11 protein-coding genes are annotated in these 15,687 nt (G+C 66.6%); 8 read left to right on the plus strand and 3 right to left on the minus strand.

Annotated elements, in window-relative coordinates:
• The first annotated feature begins 9 nt into the window (after positions 1-9).
• The 3 genes from metE to AC1RP5_RS27015 all read left to right on the plus strand — a co-directional run bounded on the left by metE (position 10) and on the right by AC1RP5_RS27015 (position 5,564).
• Positions 10-2,295: a 5-methyltetrahydropteroyltriglutamate--homocysteine S-methyltransferase gene (gene metE, locus AC1RP5_RS27005; protein ID WP_493115894.1), complete on the plus strand. Its 2,286-nt coding sequence runs from the start codon at positions 10-12 to the stop codon at positions 2,293-2,295.
• A 261-nt stretch (positions 2,296-2,556) separates the two neighbouring features.
• On the plus strand, positions 2,557-4,491 hold the full coding sequence (locus AC1RP5_RS27010) for a ribonucleoside-diphosphate reductase subunit alpha (RefSeq protein WP_493115895.1): 1,935 nt from the start codon (positions 2,557-2,559) through the stop codon (positions 4,489-4,491).
• Positions 4,488-5,564: a ribonucleotide-diphosphate reductase subunit beta gene (locus tag AC1RP5_RS27015; protein WP_493116307.1), complete on the plus strand. Its 1,077-nt coding sequence runs from the start codon at positions 4,488-4,490 to the stop codon at positions 5,562-5,564. The genes AC1RP5_RS27010 and AC1RP5_RS27015 overlap by 4 nt, the downstream gene beginning before the upstream one ends.
• A 7-nt stretch (positions 5,565-5,571) precedes the next feature.
• Here AC1RP5_RS27015 and AC1RP5_RS27020 read toward each other — a convergent pair whose 3' ends face one another.
• Complete coding sequence (locus tag AC1RP5_RS27020; protein ID WP_493115896.1) at positions 5,572-6,744, minus strand: hypothetical protein; 1,173 nt, start codon at positions 6,742-6,744, stop codon at positions 5,572-5,574.
• Positions 6,745-6,915: 171 nt separating this feature from the next.
• Positions 6,916-8,331 (minus strand): short-chain fatty acyl-CoA regulator family protein, encoded by a 1,416-nt coding sequence (locus tag AC1RP5_RS27025; RefSeq protein ID WP_493115897.1) that lies wholly within the window; start codon positions 8,329-8,331, stop codon positions 6,916-6,918.
• Between the two features lie 136 nt (positions 8,332-8,467).
• Here AC1RP5_RS27025 and AC1RP5_RS27030 point away from each other — a divergent pair, with 136 nt between their 5' ends.
• From AC1RP5_RS27030 to AC1RP5_RS27050, 5 genes are all read left to right on the plus strand, one after another.
• Complete coding sequence (locus tag AC1RP5_RS27030; RefSeq protein WP_493115898.1) at positions 8,468-8,887, plus strand: acyl-CoA thioesterase; 420 nt, start codon at positions 8,468-8,470, stop codon at positions 8,885-8,887.
• Positions 8,884-10,398: an MmgE/PrpD family protein gene (locus tag AC1RP5_RS27035; protein ID WP_493115899.1), complete on the plus strand. Its 1,515-nt coding sequence runs from the start codon at positions 8,884-8,886 to the stop codon at positions 10,396-10,398. Before AC1RP5_RS27030 ends, AC1RP5_RS27035 begins: the two co-directional genes overlap by 4 nt.
• Before the next feature lie 30 nt (positions 10,399-10,428).
• The gene (prpC, locus tag AC1RP5_RS27040; RefSeq protein WP_493115900.1) at positions 10,429-11,586 is read left to right on the plus strand and encodes a bifunctional 2-methylcitrate synthase/citrate synthase; all 1,158 of its coding nucleotides are present in this window, start codon (positions 10,429-10,431) and stop codon (positions 11,584-11,586) included.
• A 32-nt stretch (positions 11,587-11,618) separates the two neighbouring features.
• Positions 11,619-12,539, plus strand: a complete 921-nt coding sequence (gene prpB, locus AC1RP5_RS27045; RefSeq protein WP_493115901.1) for a methylisocitrate lyase — start codon at positions 11,619-11,621, stop codon at positions 12,537-12,539.
• A 414-nt stretch (positions 12,540-12,953) separates the two neighbouring features.
• Positions 12,954-14,564: a fatty acyl-AMP ligase gene (locus tag AC1RP5_RS27050; RefSeq protein ID WP_493115902.1), complete on the plus strand. Its 1,611-nt coding sequence runs from the start codon at positions 12,954-12,956 to the stop codon at positions 14,562-14,564.
• A 63-nt stretch (positions 14,565-14,627) separates the two neighbouring features.
• Here AC1RP5_RS27050 and AC1RP5_RS27055 read toward each other — a convergent pair whose 3' ends face one another.
• Positions 14,628-15,599 (minus strand): hypothetical protein, encoded by a 972-nt coding sequence (locus AC1RP5_RS27055; protein ID WP_493115903.1) that lies wholly within the window; start codon positions 15,597-15,599, stop codon positions 14,628-14,630.
• Positions 15,600-15,687: the final 88 nt, after the last annotated feature.

Below are 15,687 nucleotides of genomic sequence, written 5' to 3' on the forward strand. Positions count from 1 at the left end.
GGCCTCCCCATGATCACCACCCACAATCTCGGCTTCCCCCGCATCGGCGCCCGGCGCGAACTCAAGTTCGCCCAGGAAGCCTACTGGAAGGGCGAGTCCACCCGCGACGAGCTGAAGGCGCTGGGCGCCGACCTGCGCCGCCGCCACTGGGCCGCCCAGTCCGCCCTCGACTTGGCGCCGGTGGGCGACTTCGCCTTCTACGACCAGATCCTCGATATGAGCTTCACCCTCGGCAACCTGCCCGAGCGCGCCCGCGGCTTTCACGGCGACGTGCTGGACAACTATTTCCGCGTCGCGCGCGGCCGCTCCGCCAAGGGCGTCGAAGACCACGCCGCCTGCTGCGGCGGCATCGCCGCCGGCGAGATGACCAAGTGGTTCGACACCAACTACCACTACATCGTCCCCGAATTCACCGCGGCCACCCAGTTCAAGCTCGACGCCTCGCGCCTGCTTGAGCAGCTCACCGAGGCCAGGGCGCAGGGCGTGAAGGCCAAGCCGGTCATCGTCGGTCCGCTCACCTACCTGTCGATCGGCAAGGCCAAGGACGACTCCGACAAGCTCGCCCTGCTGCCGCGCCTGCTGCCGGTCTATGCCGAGCTGCTGGCGACGCTGGCCGCGCAGGGCGCCGAGTGGGTCCAGATCGACGAGCCGATCCTCGTCACCGACCTGTCGGCCGAATGGCAGCAGGCCTTCCGCACCGCCTACGCCACGCTGGGCGCCGCCAAGGTGAAGCTGCTGGTCGCCACCTACTTCGGCCAGTTGCTCGAAAACCTGCCGCTGGCCTGCGAGCTGCCGGTGCAGGGCCTGCATCTCGACGCCATCAACGCGCGCGGCGAGGTCGAAGCCGTCCTGGCGAAGCTGCCGAAGGACCGCGTCCTGTCGCTGGGCGTGATCAACGGCCGCAACATCTGGAAGACCGATCTCAACGGCGTGCTGGCCTGGCTCGAGCCGATCGCCAAACAACTGGGCGATCGTCTGTGGATCGCGCCGTCCTGCTCGCTGCTGCACGTGCCGGTCGATCTCGCCCGCGAGGAGAAACTCGATCCCGAACTGAAGTCGTGGCTGGCCTATGCGCTGCAGAAGCTCGACGAGCTGAAGGTTCTGGCCGACGCGCTGAACAAGGGCCGCGACAGCGTGAAGGACGCGCTGGCCACGAACCAGGCGGCGGTCGAGTCGCGCCGCACCTCGCCACGCACCAACAATCCCGCCGTGAAGGCCGCCATCGCCAAGCTCGATGCGGCGCTGGGCAACCGCAAGCACGCCTACGCGGTGCGTGCGCCGAAGCAGGCTGCGCACCTCAAGCTGCCGGCCTATCCGACCACCACCATCGGCTCCTTCCCGCAGACCGGCGAGATCCGCCACGCCCGCAGCCAGTTCAAGGCGGGCAAGCTCGACGAGGCCGGCTACAAGGCCGCGATGCAGGCCGAGATCGCCCGCAGCGTGCGCGAGCAGGAAGAGCTTGGTCTCGACGTGCTGGTGCACGGCGAAGCCGAGCGCAACGACATGGTCGAGTATTTCGGCGAACAGCTCGACGGCTACGCGTTCAGCCAGTTCGGCTGGGTGCAGTCCTACGGCTCGCGCTGCGTGAAGCCGCCGATCCTGTTCGGCGACATCAGCCGCCCGAAGGCGATGACCGTGGAGTGGATCAAGTACGCCCAGTCGCTGACGGCCAAGCCGATGAAGGGCATGCTGACCGGCCCGGTCACCATCCTGAACTGGTCGTTCGTGCGTGACGACCAGCCGCGCTCCGTCTCCTGCTATCAGCTGGCGCTGGCCATCCGCGAGGAAGTGCTCGACCTCGAGAAGGCGGGCGTGCGCGTCATCCAGATCGACGAGGCGGCGCTGCGCGAGGGCCTGCCGCTGCGCAAGTCGCAGTGGAAGGAGTATCTCGACTGGGCCGTGGAGTCGTTCCGCATCACCGCCAATGGCGTCGAGGACGAGACGCAGATCCACACCCACATGTGCTACTCGGAGTTCAACGACATCATCGCGTCGATCGCCGACATGGATGCCGACGTAATCACCATCGAGACGTCGCGTTCTGACATGGAGCTGCTCGACGTGTTCGACACCTTCAAGTACCCGAACGAGATCGGCCCGGGTGTCTATGACATCCATTCGCCGAACATCCCGACGCAGCAGCACATCGAGCAGCTGATGAAGAAGGCGGCCGAGCGCATCCCCGCCGAACGCCTCTGGGTGAACCCGGATTGCGGCCTCAAGACCCGCCAGTGGGCGGAAGTCCTGCCGGCGCTGACCAACATGGTGGCGGCGGCCAAGGCGCTTCGCGCCTAGCCGTCAGCCGCTCCGGAAAAGCCGCGCGCATCGGCCGGTGCGCGCGGCTTTTTCATGCCTGCGTTTCGGGGCCCTTCCCCGGCTGGCGACGTGGTACAATCGCGCGGTCAAATCGTCGTGAGCGAGCGCTCATTTTACGGTTGTTTCGCGTTGTTCAGAAGGCTCGCAAACGCCCGCCACGGCTTGCAGATTAACGATCGAGACGCCACTTAAAACAGGGCGTCCGCTTCGTCCCCCCGAGCGGCAGATTGGAAAGAAGCGATGTCTTCCTCGGCCTTCGATTTCGACATTTCCAGCCAGCGTGAAGCCGAGCCGGCGTTCGCCTCCCTGGAGTCGCGGCCGGGTCCGGAACCGGTGGTGCGGAAAGTGCCAGCACGGCCTGCACCGATGCCGGGGCCATTGCGGCACAAGCCGGCGCCGTGCGACCTCAAGCTCGATCGCCGCCGCGACGACCTGCTGACGACCTTCGGCAAGGCCACCCTGACCGACCGCTACCTGATGCCGGGCGAAGGCTTCCAGGACATGTTCGCGCGTGTCGCTTGTGCCTATGCCGACGACCGCGCGCATGCCCAGCGGCTCTACGATGCGATGTCGCGGCTGTGGTTCATGCCGGCGACGCCGATCCTCTCCAACGGCGGCACCACGCGCGGTCTGCCGATCTCCTGCTTCCTGAACGAGGTGTCGGATTCGCTCGAAGGCATCGTCTCGACCTGGAACGAGAATGTCTGGCTGGCGTCGAACGGCGGCGGCATCGGCACCTACTGGGGCAAGGTCCGCTCGATCGGCGAAGCGGTTAAGGGCTGCGGCGAGACCTCCGGCATCATCCCCTTCATCCACGTGATGGACGGCCTCACCCTTGCGATCAGCCAAGGCTCGCTGCGGCGGGGCTCGGCGGCCGTCTATCTCGACGTGCACCATCCCGAGATCGAGGAGTTCCTCGAGATCCGCAAGGCCAGCGGCGACTTCAACCGCAAGGGCCTCAACCTGCATCACGGCATCAACGTCACCGACGAGTTCATGGAAGCGGTGCGCGACGGCGCGACCTTCGCGCTGCGCAGCCCCAAGAGCGACGAGATCATCCGCCGGGTCGATGCGCGCCAGCTCTGGCAGCGCATCCTCGAGACGCGCCTGCAGACCGGTGAGCCCTACCTGCTGTTCATCGACCAGGTGAACCGCGCACTGCCGGCGCACCAGCGCGACCTCGGCCTGAAAGTCTCGACCTCCAACCTGTGCAGCGAGATCACGCTGCCCACCGGCCCCGACCATGACGGCAAGGACCGCACCGCCGTGTGCTGCCTGTCGTCACTGAACATCGAGGCTTGGGACCAGTGGAGCGAGGCGCCCGACTTCATCGAAGACGTGATGCGCATGCTGGACAACGTGCTGACCAGCTTCATCGAGAGCGCACCCGACAGCATGGCGCGCGCCAAGTATTCGGCGTTGCGCGAACGCTCGGTCGGGCTGGGCGTGATGGGCTTCCACACCTTCCTGCAATCGCGCGGCATTCCGCTCGAGGGCGCGATGGCCAAGTCGTGGAACCTGCGCATCTTCCGCAAGATCCGCCACGATGCCGACGCCGCCTCGCATGTCCTGGCCGAGGAACGCGGCCCCTGCCTCGACGCCGCCGAGCGCGGCGCCAAGGAGCGGTTCAGCCACAAGATCGCGATCGCGCCGACCGCCTCGATCAGCATCATCTGCGGCGGCATCAGCGCCTGCATCGAGCCGATCCCGGCCAACATCTACACGCACAAGACCCTGTCGGGTGCGGTGTCGGTGCGCAATCCGTCGCTGCAGCGGTTGCTCGCGGCAAAAGGCATGGACACGCCCGAGACCTGGCAGTCGATCGTCGAGCATGAAGGATCGGTGCAGCATCTCGACCGGCTGAGCGACGACGAGAAGCAGGTCTATCGCACGGCCTTCGAGATCGATCAGCGATGGATCATCGAACTCGCCGCCGACCGCGCGCCGTTCATCTGCCAGAGCCAGTCGGTCAACCTGTTCCTGCCGGCCGACATCGACAAGTGGGACCTCCACATGCTGCACTGGACGGCCTGGGAGCGCGGCATCAAGAGCCTCTACTACTGCCGCTCCAAGTCGATCAGCCGCGCGGGCTTTGCGGGGCAGCTCCAGCAGGCCGATCCCGTCCTCTCCATCGAGGGACCGACCGACTACGAGGATTGCCTCGCTTGCCAGTGATCGCGGGAAGCACGGATCCTCGCCTGCTGATCGGCACCGGCCAGGTGGGCTTGCTCACCGCGACCGGGACGTACGACGTCGAGCGCTACCCCTGGGCCTACGAGTTCTGGAAGCGCCAGCAGCAGACCCACTGGATGGGCGAGGAAGTCCCGCTCGGCAACGACATCAAGGACTGGTCGTCGGAGAGGGTGACGCCGGCCGAACGCGCGCTGCTGACGCAGATCTTCCGCTTCTTCACCCAAAGCGACGTCGAGGTCGGCGACAACTACCTGAAGCGCTACGTGCCACTCTTCCAGCCACTGGAAGTGCAGATGATGATGGCCGCCTTCAGCAACATGGAGACGGTGCACATCGACGCCTACGCCCTGCTGCTGAAGACGCTGGGCATGCCGAAGACCGAGTTCGAGGCCTTCCGCGACTATGCCGAGATGCGCGCCAAGGCCGACTACATGCACAGCTTCGGCGTCGACACCGTGGCCGACGTCGCGCGCACGCTGGCGATGTTCGGCGCCTTCACCGAGGGCATGTCGCTGTTCGCGAGCTTCGCGATGCTGCTGAACTTCCCGCGCCACAACAAGATGAACGGCATGGGCCAGATCGTGAGCTGGTCGGTGCGCGACGAGAGCCTGCACTGCGAGGGCATCCTCCGCCTGTTCCATCAATGGAACCGAGAGACCGGCGCGGTGACGCGCGCGGTGCGCGACGACATCATCGACGTGGCGAAGACGACGGTGATGCTGGAGGAACGCTTCGTTGACTTGGCCTTCGGCCTGGGCGGCATCGCCGGCATGACCGCCGACGACATCAAGTCCTACGTCCGCTACATCGCCGACTGGCGCCTGACCCAGCTCAGGCTGCCGCCGGTGTTCGGTCATTTCGAGGAGAGCGCGAGCGGCTATCGCGCCCTGAAGGGACATCCGCTGCCGTGGCTGGTGGAGATCCTGAACGGCGTCGAGCACGCGAACTTCTTCGAGCAGCGCGCCACGGAATATTCGAAGGGCGCGAGTCGCGGCAGCTGGGATGGCGACAGCGGCGTCTGGGCGAAGTTCGAGAATCGCCGCCGCGCGACCTGAACTCGGGCTACTCGTAGAGGTATCCGACCGGCGGGCCTTCAGTGCGCAGCGGACGCAGTTCCTGGGCCGTGATGATCTGGCCGGCCAGGCCGTCGATGTCCTCGCGCTGCGTCGGCGTCCACTTGTTGAGGTTCTCGATCCCCTTCAAGAGGCCAAGCCGCAGGATCTGCGTGTTCTCGCCGATCCCGACCAGGCTGAGCGATTGCTTGCCGGCGGTGACCGTGTCGCCCGTGGCGAGTTCGATGATCTTGCCGGCGCCGTCCCTGAATTCGGCCGTGCCGCGGATCATGCGATAGACCACGACCTCACCCTTCGAGAGATCGGCCACGTCCGCGACGACCGACGAGCTCTTCGGCAACAGCGACCGGCCAGCCGGGTCGGTCGCGATGATGTGGCCGGTGGTGAGATGTCCGCTCGGCGTCTCGATCCCGAGATCGCGCACATAGACGGTCGAGGCCGACTTGATCGGCCCGCCCGGCAGGTCGGCCGTCAGCGGCTTGTAGAGTGCGTCCAGCGCCAGCGGATCCTGATACCAGAAGCCGGCATCGATCGGACGGTCGTGCACGGGATGACCCCAGGCGATGCGCGGCGTCTCGGCCTCGACGATCTGGTCCTGCGCCACGACGGTCGGATTCGGGAAGGTCGCGGGCTCGGTGATGAAGGCTTCGAGGAACTTGCCCGAGTAGCCCATCGAGAGCGCATCCGGCACCGCGGTCTGCGGCGTCTTCAGGTTCTCTTCCGCCGGCAGGCCCGACCATGTGTAGAAGAGCTGCCGATGCACGATCGCGCTCTGCATGATCACCGCGCCCGGACCGACATAGTGAATCTTGCCGTCGTAATCGAAGGTGAACATGCCCGACGTCACCAGCACGAACTGGTAGCCACCCGGCGGCAGGTGCATGTGGAAGTCGGTCGGACCGGTGTCGGGGCGATAGATCGGCAGGCTCGTCGCCACTTCCTGCAACAGGAACGTGTCGTGGTTGGAGCGCAGGCCGTTGGTCGCGATGTTGTACAGCGCCTGCGGACGATAGATGGCGTCGTAGGACGCATCCCGGTCGCGATCGACGGCGACGAAATCCTGATGGTTCAGGCGAAGGCGCTCCCCGGCGGGGTGCGTGAGGCCGGGCCATTTGAAATCGGCCGGCGCCTGCTTGGTATTCCTGAGGTCGGTGGTCGTCATCGCCGCTTCCCGTTCGGTTGTCCGCGCATTCGTTTTGCGATGCAGCATCCAAATTGTGCGCCGCACCGAAAACCTGCGCAAGCGGAAACGCCCGTCAACGCTGGCCGTTGCGGTACCCCGTCAAGGCACGCGGGTAATTCTTCCCGCTATTTATGTGCAATGCAGCAGACGTCAGGACACCGAATAGGGCGTGAAGCGGCTGCGGTTCTCGTCGATCGCCAGCGGCCGGCCGATCGGCGGAAAGGCGCGCTGCGGACAGGCCGGCCGCTCGCAGACCTTGCAGCCCGTGCCGATCGGCGTCGCGCTGGCGGCGTCGTTGAGATCGAGACCCTTCGAATAGACCAGGCGCGAGGCGTGGCGCAGATCGCAACCCAGGCCGATCGAGAAAGTCTTGTCGGGCGCGCCATATTCGCCGTGACCGCGCTGCACGGTGCGGGCGATCCATAGATAGGTGCGACCGTCGGGCATCTGCGCGAGCTGCGTCAGGATGCGGCCGGGATGAGCGAAGGCCTCGTACACGTTCCACAGCGGACACGAGCCGCCGACCCGCGAGAAGTGGAAGTCCGTCGCCGACTGTCGCTTGGAGATGTTGCCGGCGCGATCGACGCGCACGAAGAAGAACGGCACGCCGCGCGCCTGCGGCCGCTGCAAGGTGCTGAGCCGATGGCAGATCGTCTCGAAGCCCACGCCGAACCATCGCCCCAGACGCTCGATGTCGTAGCGCACCGTTTCGGCGGCCTGCAGGAACGCGGTGTAGGGCAGCATCAGCGCGCCGGCGAAATAGTTGGCGAGACCGATGCGTGCGAGCGCACGTGCATCGCTGCCCGAGAACGGCGTCTCGTCGACAAGCTTTCCGATCAGGTCGCCGACTTCGAGGAACGCAAGCTGCGTCGCCATCTGGAAGGCGTGCTGACCGGGCCTTAGCTGTGGCGAGAGATGCAGCACCCGGGTCGACTGTTCGTAGCGCCGCTGCACGCCCGCCGGTTCGTCGTCGCCATCGCGCACGATCCTGACGCCGTGCCGGCGCGTCATGTAATCGACCAGACCTGCATTGAGATTGCCGACCGACAGGCCGGCGGCCTCGTAGAGACGCTCGGCCGCGTCATCCAGTTCGGCCACATGGTTCTGCCGCGCATAGAAGAAGTCGCGCACTTCCTCGAACGGGACCGGCGCGGGTGTCGAGGTGAGCCCGTCGTCGCCCAGTCGCGCGGCCATCGCGTCCGCGCGATCGGCTTCCGCGCGATAGCGCCGGTGCAGATTGACCAGCGCACGTCCCACCGCCGGCATGCCGGCTGCGAGTTCGCGCAATTCGGCAAGCGGAACGCTCTCGCCGGTCTGCGCCTCGGACAGAGCGTCGCGCAGGTCCGAGATCAGCCGCGCCTCGTCGTTGTCGGAGAAGAGCTGCACGTCGATGCCGAACACCGCGTTGATCTTGAGCAGCACCGAGACGGTGAGCGGCCGCTGGTTCTTCTCGAGCTGGCTGAGGTAGCTGGTCGAGAGTCCCAGTGCTTCGGCGAGTGCTGCCTGCGTGAGACGGCGCTCCTCGCGCAGCGTCCTCAACCGCACGCCCATGAAGGTCTTGCGCATTCGGCCCTCGAAGTTCGCAAACTTCGCAAGTCCGCAGAGATACATCCGCAGAACATTGCAAATTCAGCAATTTCAATATCTTGCCCGGTTGCAGATATTGCGGACACCACCTTGTTTTGCAAGACTGGAGGCCTTCATGACGACCGCCCCGCCGCCACCGCCGGAAACACGGTTTCTGGAAATGATCTTTCCCGAGCAATCGAACCATTACGGCACCCTGTTCGGCGGCACCGGCCTCAGCCTGATGGGCAAGGCGGCGTTCATCGCCGCCAGCCGGCACTCGCGGCAGACCATCGTCATGAAAGCGTCCGACAAGATCGAGTTTCATGCGCCGGTCAAAGTGGGCCAGCTCGTCGAACTCGATGCCCGCGTCGTGCGAACCGGCCGCACCTCCATGACCGTCGCCGTCGAAATGATTTCCGAGACACTGCTAAGCGGTCAGCGCACCCTCGCCATGTGCGGACAATTCGAAATGGTTGCGCTAGATGCCAAGGGCCGGCCGACTATGATAGAGCCGCCCGACCAAATTCGTCCTACAGAGGAGTCCATAGCGTGAAGCAGCATCGCGTCAGAACCTACAAGTCCGCCGAACCGCTGCCGCGCTCGGAACAGCTCGCCTGGAAGATCACCGAAGTCGCCGTCGATCCCGTGCCGCTCGACAAGGACGTGATCGAGATGATCGGCAACCGGATCATCGACAATGCCGCGGTCGCCGCGGCCTCGCTCAACCGCCAGCCGGTCATCAATGCCCGCGCCCAGGCGTTGGCTCATCCCTACAAGGCCGGCGCCACCGTGTTCGGCCTGCCGAGCAACCAGCGGCTTTCGCCCGAGTGGGCGGCGTGGGCCAACGGCGTTGCCGTGCGTGAGCTCGACTATCACGACACGTTCCTCGCCGCCGACTACTCGCACCCCGGCGACAACATCCCGCCGCTTCTCGCGGCGGCCCAGCATTGCGGCCTCGACGGCGCGGCGCTGCTGCGCGGCATCGCGGCGGGCTATGAAATCCAGGTCGACCTCGTGAAGGGCATCTGCCTGCACGAGCACAAGATCGACCATATCGCCCATCTCGGCCCGTCGGCCGCGGCCGGCATCGGCGCCGCGCTCGGCCTGCCGGCGGAAACCGTCTTCCAGGCGGTGCAGCAGGCGCTGCACGTCACGACGACGACGCGCCAGTCGCGCAAGGGTCAGATTTCGAGCTGGAAGGCCTACGCTCCCGCGTTCGCCGGCAAGATGGCAATCGAGGCCGTCGACCGCGCGATGCGCGGCGAAGGCGCCCCGGCGCCGATCTATGAAGGCGAGGACGGTTTCATCGCCTGGCTGCTGGGTGGCCCGAAGGCCGAATACGTCGTGCCGCTGCCCGAGCGTGGCGAATCCAAGCGCGCCATCATGGACACCTACACCAAGGAACATTCGGCGGAATACCAGAGCCAGGCGCTGATCGACCTGGCCCGCCGCATGGGCCCGAAGGTCGGCGACACGTCGAAGGTGCGCAGCATCGTCATCCGCACCAGCCATCACACGCACTACGTGATCGGCACCGGCGCCAACGATCCGCAGAAGATGGATCCGAAGGCCAGCCGCGAAACGCTCGACCATTCGATCATGTACATCTTCGCGGTCGCCCTGCAGGACGGCGGCTGGCACCACGAGCGCTCCTACGCGCCCGAGCGCGCCAACCGGCCCGACACGATCGCGCTGTGGCACAAGATCAGCACGGTCGAAGGCCCCGAGTGGACCGAGCGCTATCACACCAGCGATCCGTCGAAGAAGGCGTTCGGCGGCAAGGTCACCGTGACGCTCGAGGACGGCCGCGAGATCTCCGACGAGCTCGCCGTTGCCGACGCCCATCCGCTGGGCGCCACGCCGTGGGTTCGCCCGAACTATGTCGGCAAGTTCCGCATCCTCGCCGAGGGCATCGTCTCCGAGGCCGAGCAGAACCGCTTCCTGGCCGCCGTCGACCGGCTGCCGGATCTCACCGCCGCCGAACTCGGCGAACTCAACTTCTCGGTCGATCCCAAGGCCCTGGCGTCGGGCAAGGCGCACGGCCTGTTCGACTACAAGTCCTAGCCGACCGCTTGCAAGAAACTGGAGGAAACCATGGCTGAGCCCGCCCCCCTCAAGAACGCGCCCAAGAAGTCCGTCGCCCTGTCCGGCGTCACCGCCGGCAACACGGCGCTGTGCACCGTCGGCCGCACCGGCAACGACCTGCACTATCGCGGCTACGACATCCTCGAAATCGCGGAGACCTGCGAGTTCGAGGAGCTCGCCTTCCTGCTGGTCCACGGCACCCTGCCGACCGAGGTCCAGCTCAAGGCCTACAAGGCGAAGCTGCGCGCGCTGCGCGGCCTGCCGATCGTGGTGAAGCGCTCGCTGGAACTGCTGCCGGCGGCGACCCACCCGATGGACGTGATGCGCACCGGCGTCTCGGCGCTGGGCTGCGTGCTGCCCGAAATGCACGACCACAACCATCCGGGCGCGCGCGACATCGCCGACCGGCTGATGGCGTCGCTGGGCTCGATGCTGCTCTACTGGCATCACTATTCCCAGAACGGCCGCCAGATCGACGTCGAGACCGACGACGACAGCATCGCGGCGCACTTCCTGCACCTGCTGCACGGCAAGAAGCCCTCGGCCTCGCACGTCCGCGCGATGCACACCTCGCTGAACCTCTATGCCGAGCATGAGTTCAACGCCTCGACCTTTACCGCCCGCGCGATCGCCGGCACCGGCGCCGACCTCTACTCGGCGGTGACGGGCGCGATCGGCGCGCTGCGCGGTCCCAAGCACGGCGGCGCCAACGAAGTCGCGTTCGAGATCCAGGAACGCTACCCCGATCCGGACACGGCGGAAGCCGACATCCGTCGCCGGGTCGCGGCCAAGGAAGTCGTGATCGGCTTCGGCCATCCGGTCTACACGATCGCCGATCCGCGCAACGAGGTGATCAAGCGCGTTGCCCGCCAGCTCAGCGAGGAAGCGGGCTCGACCCACCTGTTCGAAGTCGCCGAGCGCATCGAGAAGGTGATGGCCGACGCCAAGAAGATGTTCGCCAACCTCGATTGGTTCAGCGCCGTCTCCTATCACATGATGGGCGTTCCGACGGCGATGTTCACGCCGCTGTTCGTGATCGCCCGCACCTCGGGATGGGCTGCGCACGTCATCGAGCAGCGCATCGACAACAAGATTATCCGGCCGGCAGCCAACTACACCGGCCCGGAGAACACGCCGTTCGTGCCCCTGGCAAAGCGCGGCAAGTAAACCTCCGCCCGCGTCGCCTGAGAGAGAAAGACATGCCCTATCTCGTCGCCTCCGACCTGCCGTCCGGTTCCGCCGGAGCCCGTTTCCGCAAGCTCCTGGAACGGCCGGGTATCCTGCAGATGCCGGGTACCCACAACGGCATGGCCGCGCTGCAGGCCAAGGCGGCGGGTTTCGAGGCGCTCTATCTTTCGGGCGCGGCGATGACGGCCTCGATGGGCCTGCCCGATCTCGGGATCATCACCGTCGACGAGGTGTGCTTCTTCATCCGCCAGGTCTCGCGCGCCGCGGGCCTGCCGGTGCTGGTGGACGGCGACACCGGTTACGGTGAAGCGCTTAACGTGATGCACATGGTGCGGGCCTTCGAGGAGGCCGGCGCCGGTGCGGTCCACATCGAGGACCAGATCCTTCCCAAGAAGTGCGGCCATCTCAACAACAAGAAGCTGGCCGAGCCGCACGACATGGCGGCCAAGGTGGCGGCCGCGGCCAAGGCGCGTCGCGACCTCTGCATCATCGCGCGCACCGACGCGGCCGCGAGCGAAGGCATGGAGGGCGCCATCGCCCGCGCCAAGCTCTACATCGAGGCCGGCGCCGACGCGATCTTCCCCGAGGCGCTGCACGACGCCGAGATGTTCCGCGCCTTCGCCAAGGCGATGCCGGGCGTGAAGCTGCTGGCCAACATGACCGAGTTCGGCCGCACGCCGTTCTTCACCGCCTCGGAGTTCGAGGAGATGGGCTACCGGATGGTGATCTGGCCCGTCTCGTCGCTGCGCGTCGCCAACAAGGCCCAGCAGCAGCTCTTCGCCGCCCTGAAGAGCGACGGCGGCACGCACAAGATGCTCGACAGGATGCAGACCCGGGCGGAGCTCTACGCCGCCATCGGATACGAGGACTACGAAGCGCTCGACGCCTCGATCGTGGCGACCGTCGTCCCCCAGGGAATGCCGCAGCGCTGAGACGGCGCCTCCGAGACACGGGCCGTCACAAAGACATCGTCAGAGGCCGGGCGGCCTTTGACGATGACGCCCCCTCACGTCCATAAGGTCCCGCCGCCGCCCCCGGGAACTCCAGATCGCTAAGCGGAACTGCGGAAATTTGCCATAATCGCGCATGATCCTTGGCCAATATCCGCATTTTATTGATTACGAGTGCCCGCCGGCTCTACGAAACTGCGTTGTCTTAAACAGGTAAAGGTCGGAGCCGCGTTGATGTCGAAGCCGAGCGGGATTCCTGCTCCAGTCTCCAGTACGCGCGAGTCCCCTGGTTCCAGCGGGTCGCACGGAGGGACGCATTCGGCTCCGCGCCCGGCAAGCGACCCCACGCCCACCCACAATTCGCAGCTGCCGTTCCGCCGCGGCGGCTTCCCGAGCTTGGCCAGCGCCCTCGACTATGCGGCGCAAGGCGAGACCGGCCTGAATTTCTTCGATGCGCGCGGCAAGCTGCTGGAGCGGCTGCCCTATGCCGATCTCCGTACCCGCGCGCTGGGCTTCGCGCGCCGCCTGGTCGGCGCCGGCATCGGCCGCGGCGAGCGGATCGTGCTCATCGCCGACACCTGCGCGGAATTCTGCGTCGCCTTCTTCGGCGCCCAGTATGCCGGGGTCCTGCCCGTCCCCGTGCCGGTGCCGGTGGGCCTCGGCGCCAAGGAAAGCTACATCGAGCAGCTTCGCCGCCAGATCGTCGCCTCCGGCGCGGTCGCCGTGATCGCCCCGGACGAGCTGGTCGAGTTCGCCGAGACCGCCGCGGAAGGGACCTGGTCGCGCTTCGCGGGAACGCTCGCGTCGTTCGAGAACCTGCCCGAGGCCACGACGGAGATGCAGCCGCTCGCTGCCGGTGAGCGCTGCTACATCCAGTTCTCCTCGGGGAGCACGCGCACGCCGCTCGGCGTCGACATCCGCCAGGACCAGTTGATGGCCAACATCGACGGATCGATCGGACAGCAGGAGCTGAACGAGAACGATTCCGGCGTGAGCTGGCTGCCGCTCTATCACGACATGGGCCTGATTGGCTTCGTGCTCGCGCCGATGTGCGCGCAGCGCAGCGTCGACCTGCTGGCGCCGCGCGAGTTCGCCCGCCGGCCGCTGCAGTGGCTGTCGCTGATCTCGCGCCGCCGCGCCACGATCACCTACAGCCCGTCCTTCGGCTACGACCTCGTCGCGCGCCGCGCGCAGGCCAAGAAGCCCGAGGGCCTCGACCTGTCCAGCCTGACCCTGGCCGGCATCGGCGCCGACATGATCCAGCCGTCGGTGTTGAACCGGTTCGCGGAGACCTTCGCCGCCTACGGGTTCGATGCACGTGCCTTCTATCCGAGCTACGGCATGGCCGAGGTCTGCGTCGGCCTCAGCTTCAACCGACGCTTCGAAGGCTACAAGACCGACCGCATGGGCTCGCGCGACTTCGTGATGTGCGGCCGCCCCTTGCCCGGCCATCGCCTCGAGATCCGCAGCGAGACCGGCCAGGTGCTGGGCGAAGGCCGCGTCGGCCGCATCTTCGCCAACGGACCGAGCGTGATGCCCGGCTACTATCTGCAGGAAGAAGAGACGCGCGCCGTCCTGGAGAATGGCTGGCTCGACACCGGCGATCTCGGCTACTGGCGCGGCGACGAGCTGGTCATCACCGGTCGCGCCAAGGACCTCATCATCGTCAACGGCCGGAACATCTGGCCGCAGGACATCGAATGGGCCGTCGAGGCATTGCCCCGCCTGCGGCGCGGCGATGCCTGCGCCTTCTCGGTCGACACCACGGAAGGCGAGCAGGTCGTCGTGCTGGTCCAGAGCTTCCTCGGCGACAAGGCCGAGCTCGACGCGCTGATCGGCGACGTGAAGCAGATCGTCAAGGAGACGGCCGGCGTCGATTGCCGGATCGAGCTCGTCTCGCGACAGGCCGGCCTGCCGCTCACTTCGTCGGGCAAGCTCAGCCGTTCACGCGCCAAGGCGATGTTCATCGCGGGCTCGCTCACGCCCCTGAAGGCGACCGCCGCCTAGACCACACGCAAAAAAGAGAGGGCATTGCTGCCCTCTCCTCTTCGCAGCCAGTCGTTGCTGCCGTTACCAGAAACGGGTCGAACCCAGGAAGACGACCGCCGTCCGTTCGTCGCGATGACGGGCGCCCAAGGCGGCGCCGGCACAGGCCGCCGCACAACCAATCGCCAGGGTCGCCGCCGCGAGGAAGGCCGCGATGATCGCGGTCTTGCGGGCAGCCTCGGCCGCATCACGGGCCTTCTGTTCGGCCGCCTTCAGGTCGGCATAGGTCTCGTCGACGCGCTTCTCCGCATCGGCCTGCGACATGCCCGTCTGGTTGGCGACGATGCTCGCCAGATAGGTGCGGTCGCGGGCATCGAGCTGCGGGTTCGCAAGGCCAGCCGCGAAGACGCGCGCGATCGGCGCCTCGAGGTCGGCGCGCGAACGCGGCGCGGGCGTGGCTGCGACTGGAGCGGGCGTAGCGCCGGGAGCGGCGGTCGTGGCGGGAGCAGCAGCGGCGGCAGGCGCCGGCGCCAGCAGGCGATCGATCGCGTAGTCGGTCGGACGCAGCGAGAGCTGGCCCATCGCCGGATTGGAAGCCGCACCGGCGGTGCCGGCCGCGGCGATCGCGGTCGTGGCCTTGCCGGCCGCGGAGACGACCGCACCGACGCCGGAAGCCGCGAGCGCAGCGCCCAGCAGGACACCGACCGACCAGACACCGAAACCATGGGCGCCATCACGGAAGTGCATCTCGGTTTCGTCGGTCGTGCGCCACGGGGTGCGCATGCGCCCGGCGATGTAACCGCCCGCCGCGAAACTCGCGACCATGACGAGGGCGAGATAGACGGCCGCGAGGATGGCAGCGCCCTTCGCCGAGATGCCGGCATAGGGGTAAGGCGAGACGACGCTCAAACCGAGCGCCGAGCCGAACGCCAGCAGGACGATGGTCATCGCGGCAGCGCCTATGGCGCCGAGAAGAACGGGACCCCAATCAAGATAACGAAGCGGTGCGGTCTCGACGGGAATCGCTGCGGGAACCGCAGTGGTGGCGACGGCCATGGTTCGCGCTCCTACCGAAGACCAAGGAAGGACAGGATGAACATGACGACGACGACCAGACCGACCAGATAGATGATGCCATTCATGG

It is taken from the genome of Reyranella sp. GW821-FHT12G01, assembly GCF_058806575.1.

Excerpts from the sequence above, each read along its gene's own strand:
- metE (WP_493115894.1), top strand. The coding sequence starts at position 10 with ATGATCACCACCCACAATCTCGGCTTCCCCCGCATCGGCGCCCGGCGC.
- AC1RP5_RS27010 (WP_493115895.1), top strand. The coding sequence starts at position 2,557 with ATGTCTTCCTCGGCCTTCGATTTCGACATTTCCAGCCAGCGTGAAGCC.
- AC1RP5_RS27020 (WP_493115896.1), bottom strand. The coding sequence starts at position 6,744 with ATGACGACCACCGACCTCAGGAATACCAAGCAGGCGCCGGCCGATTTC.
- AC1RP5_RS27025 (WP_493115897.1), bottom strand. The coding sequence starts at position 8,331 with ATGCGCAAGACCTTCATGGGCGTGCGGTTGAGGACGCTGCGCGAGGAG.
- AC1RP5_RS27030 (WP_493115898.1), top strand. The coding sequence starts at position 8,468 with ATGACGACCGCCCCGCCGCCACCGCCGGAAACACGGTTTCTGGAAATG.
- prpC (WP_493115900.1), top strand. The coding sequence starts at position 10,429 with ATGGCTGAGCCCGCCCCCCTCAAGAACGCGCCCAAGAAGTCCGTCGCC.
- prpB (WP_493115901.1), top strand. The coding sequence starts at position 11,619 with ATGCCCTATCTCGTCGCCTCCGACCTGCCGTCCGGTTCCGCCGGAGCC.
- AC1RP5_RS27055 (WP_493115903.1), bottom strand. The coding sequence starts at position 15,599 with ATGGCCGTCGCCACCACTGCGGTTCCCGCAGCGATTCCCGTCGAGACC.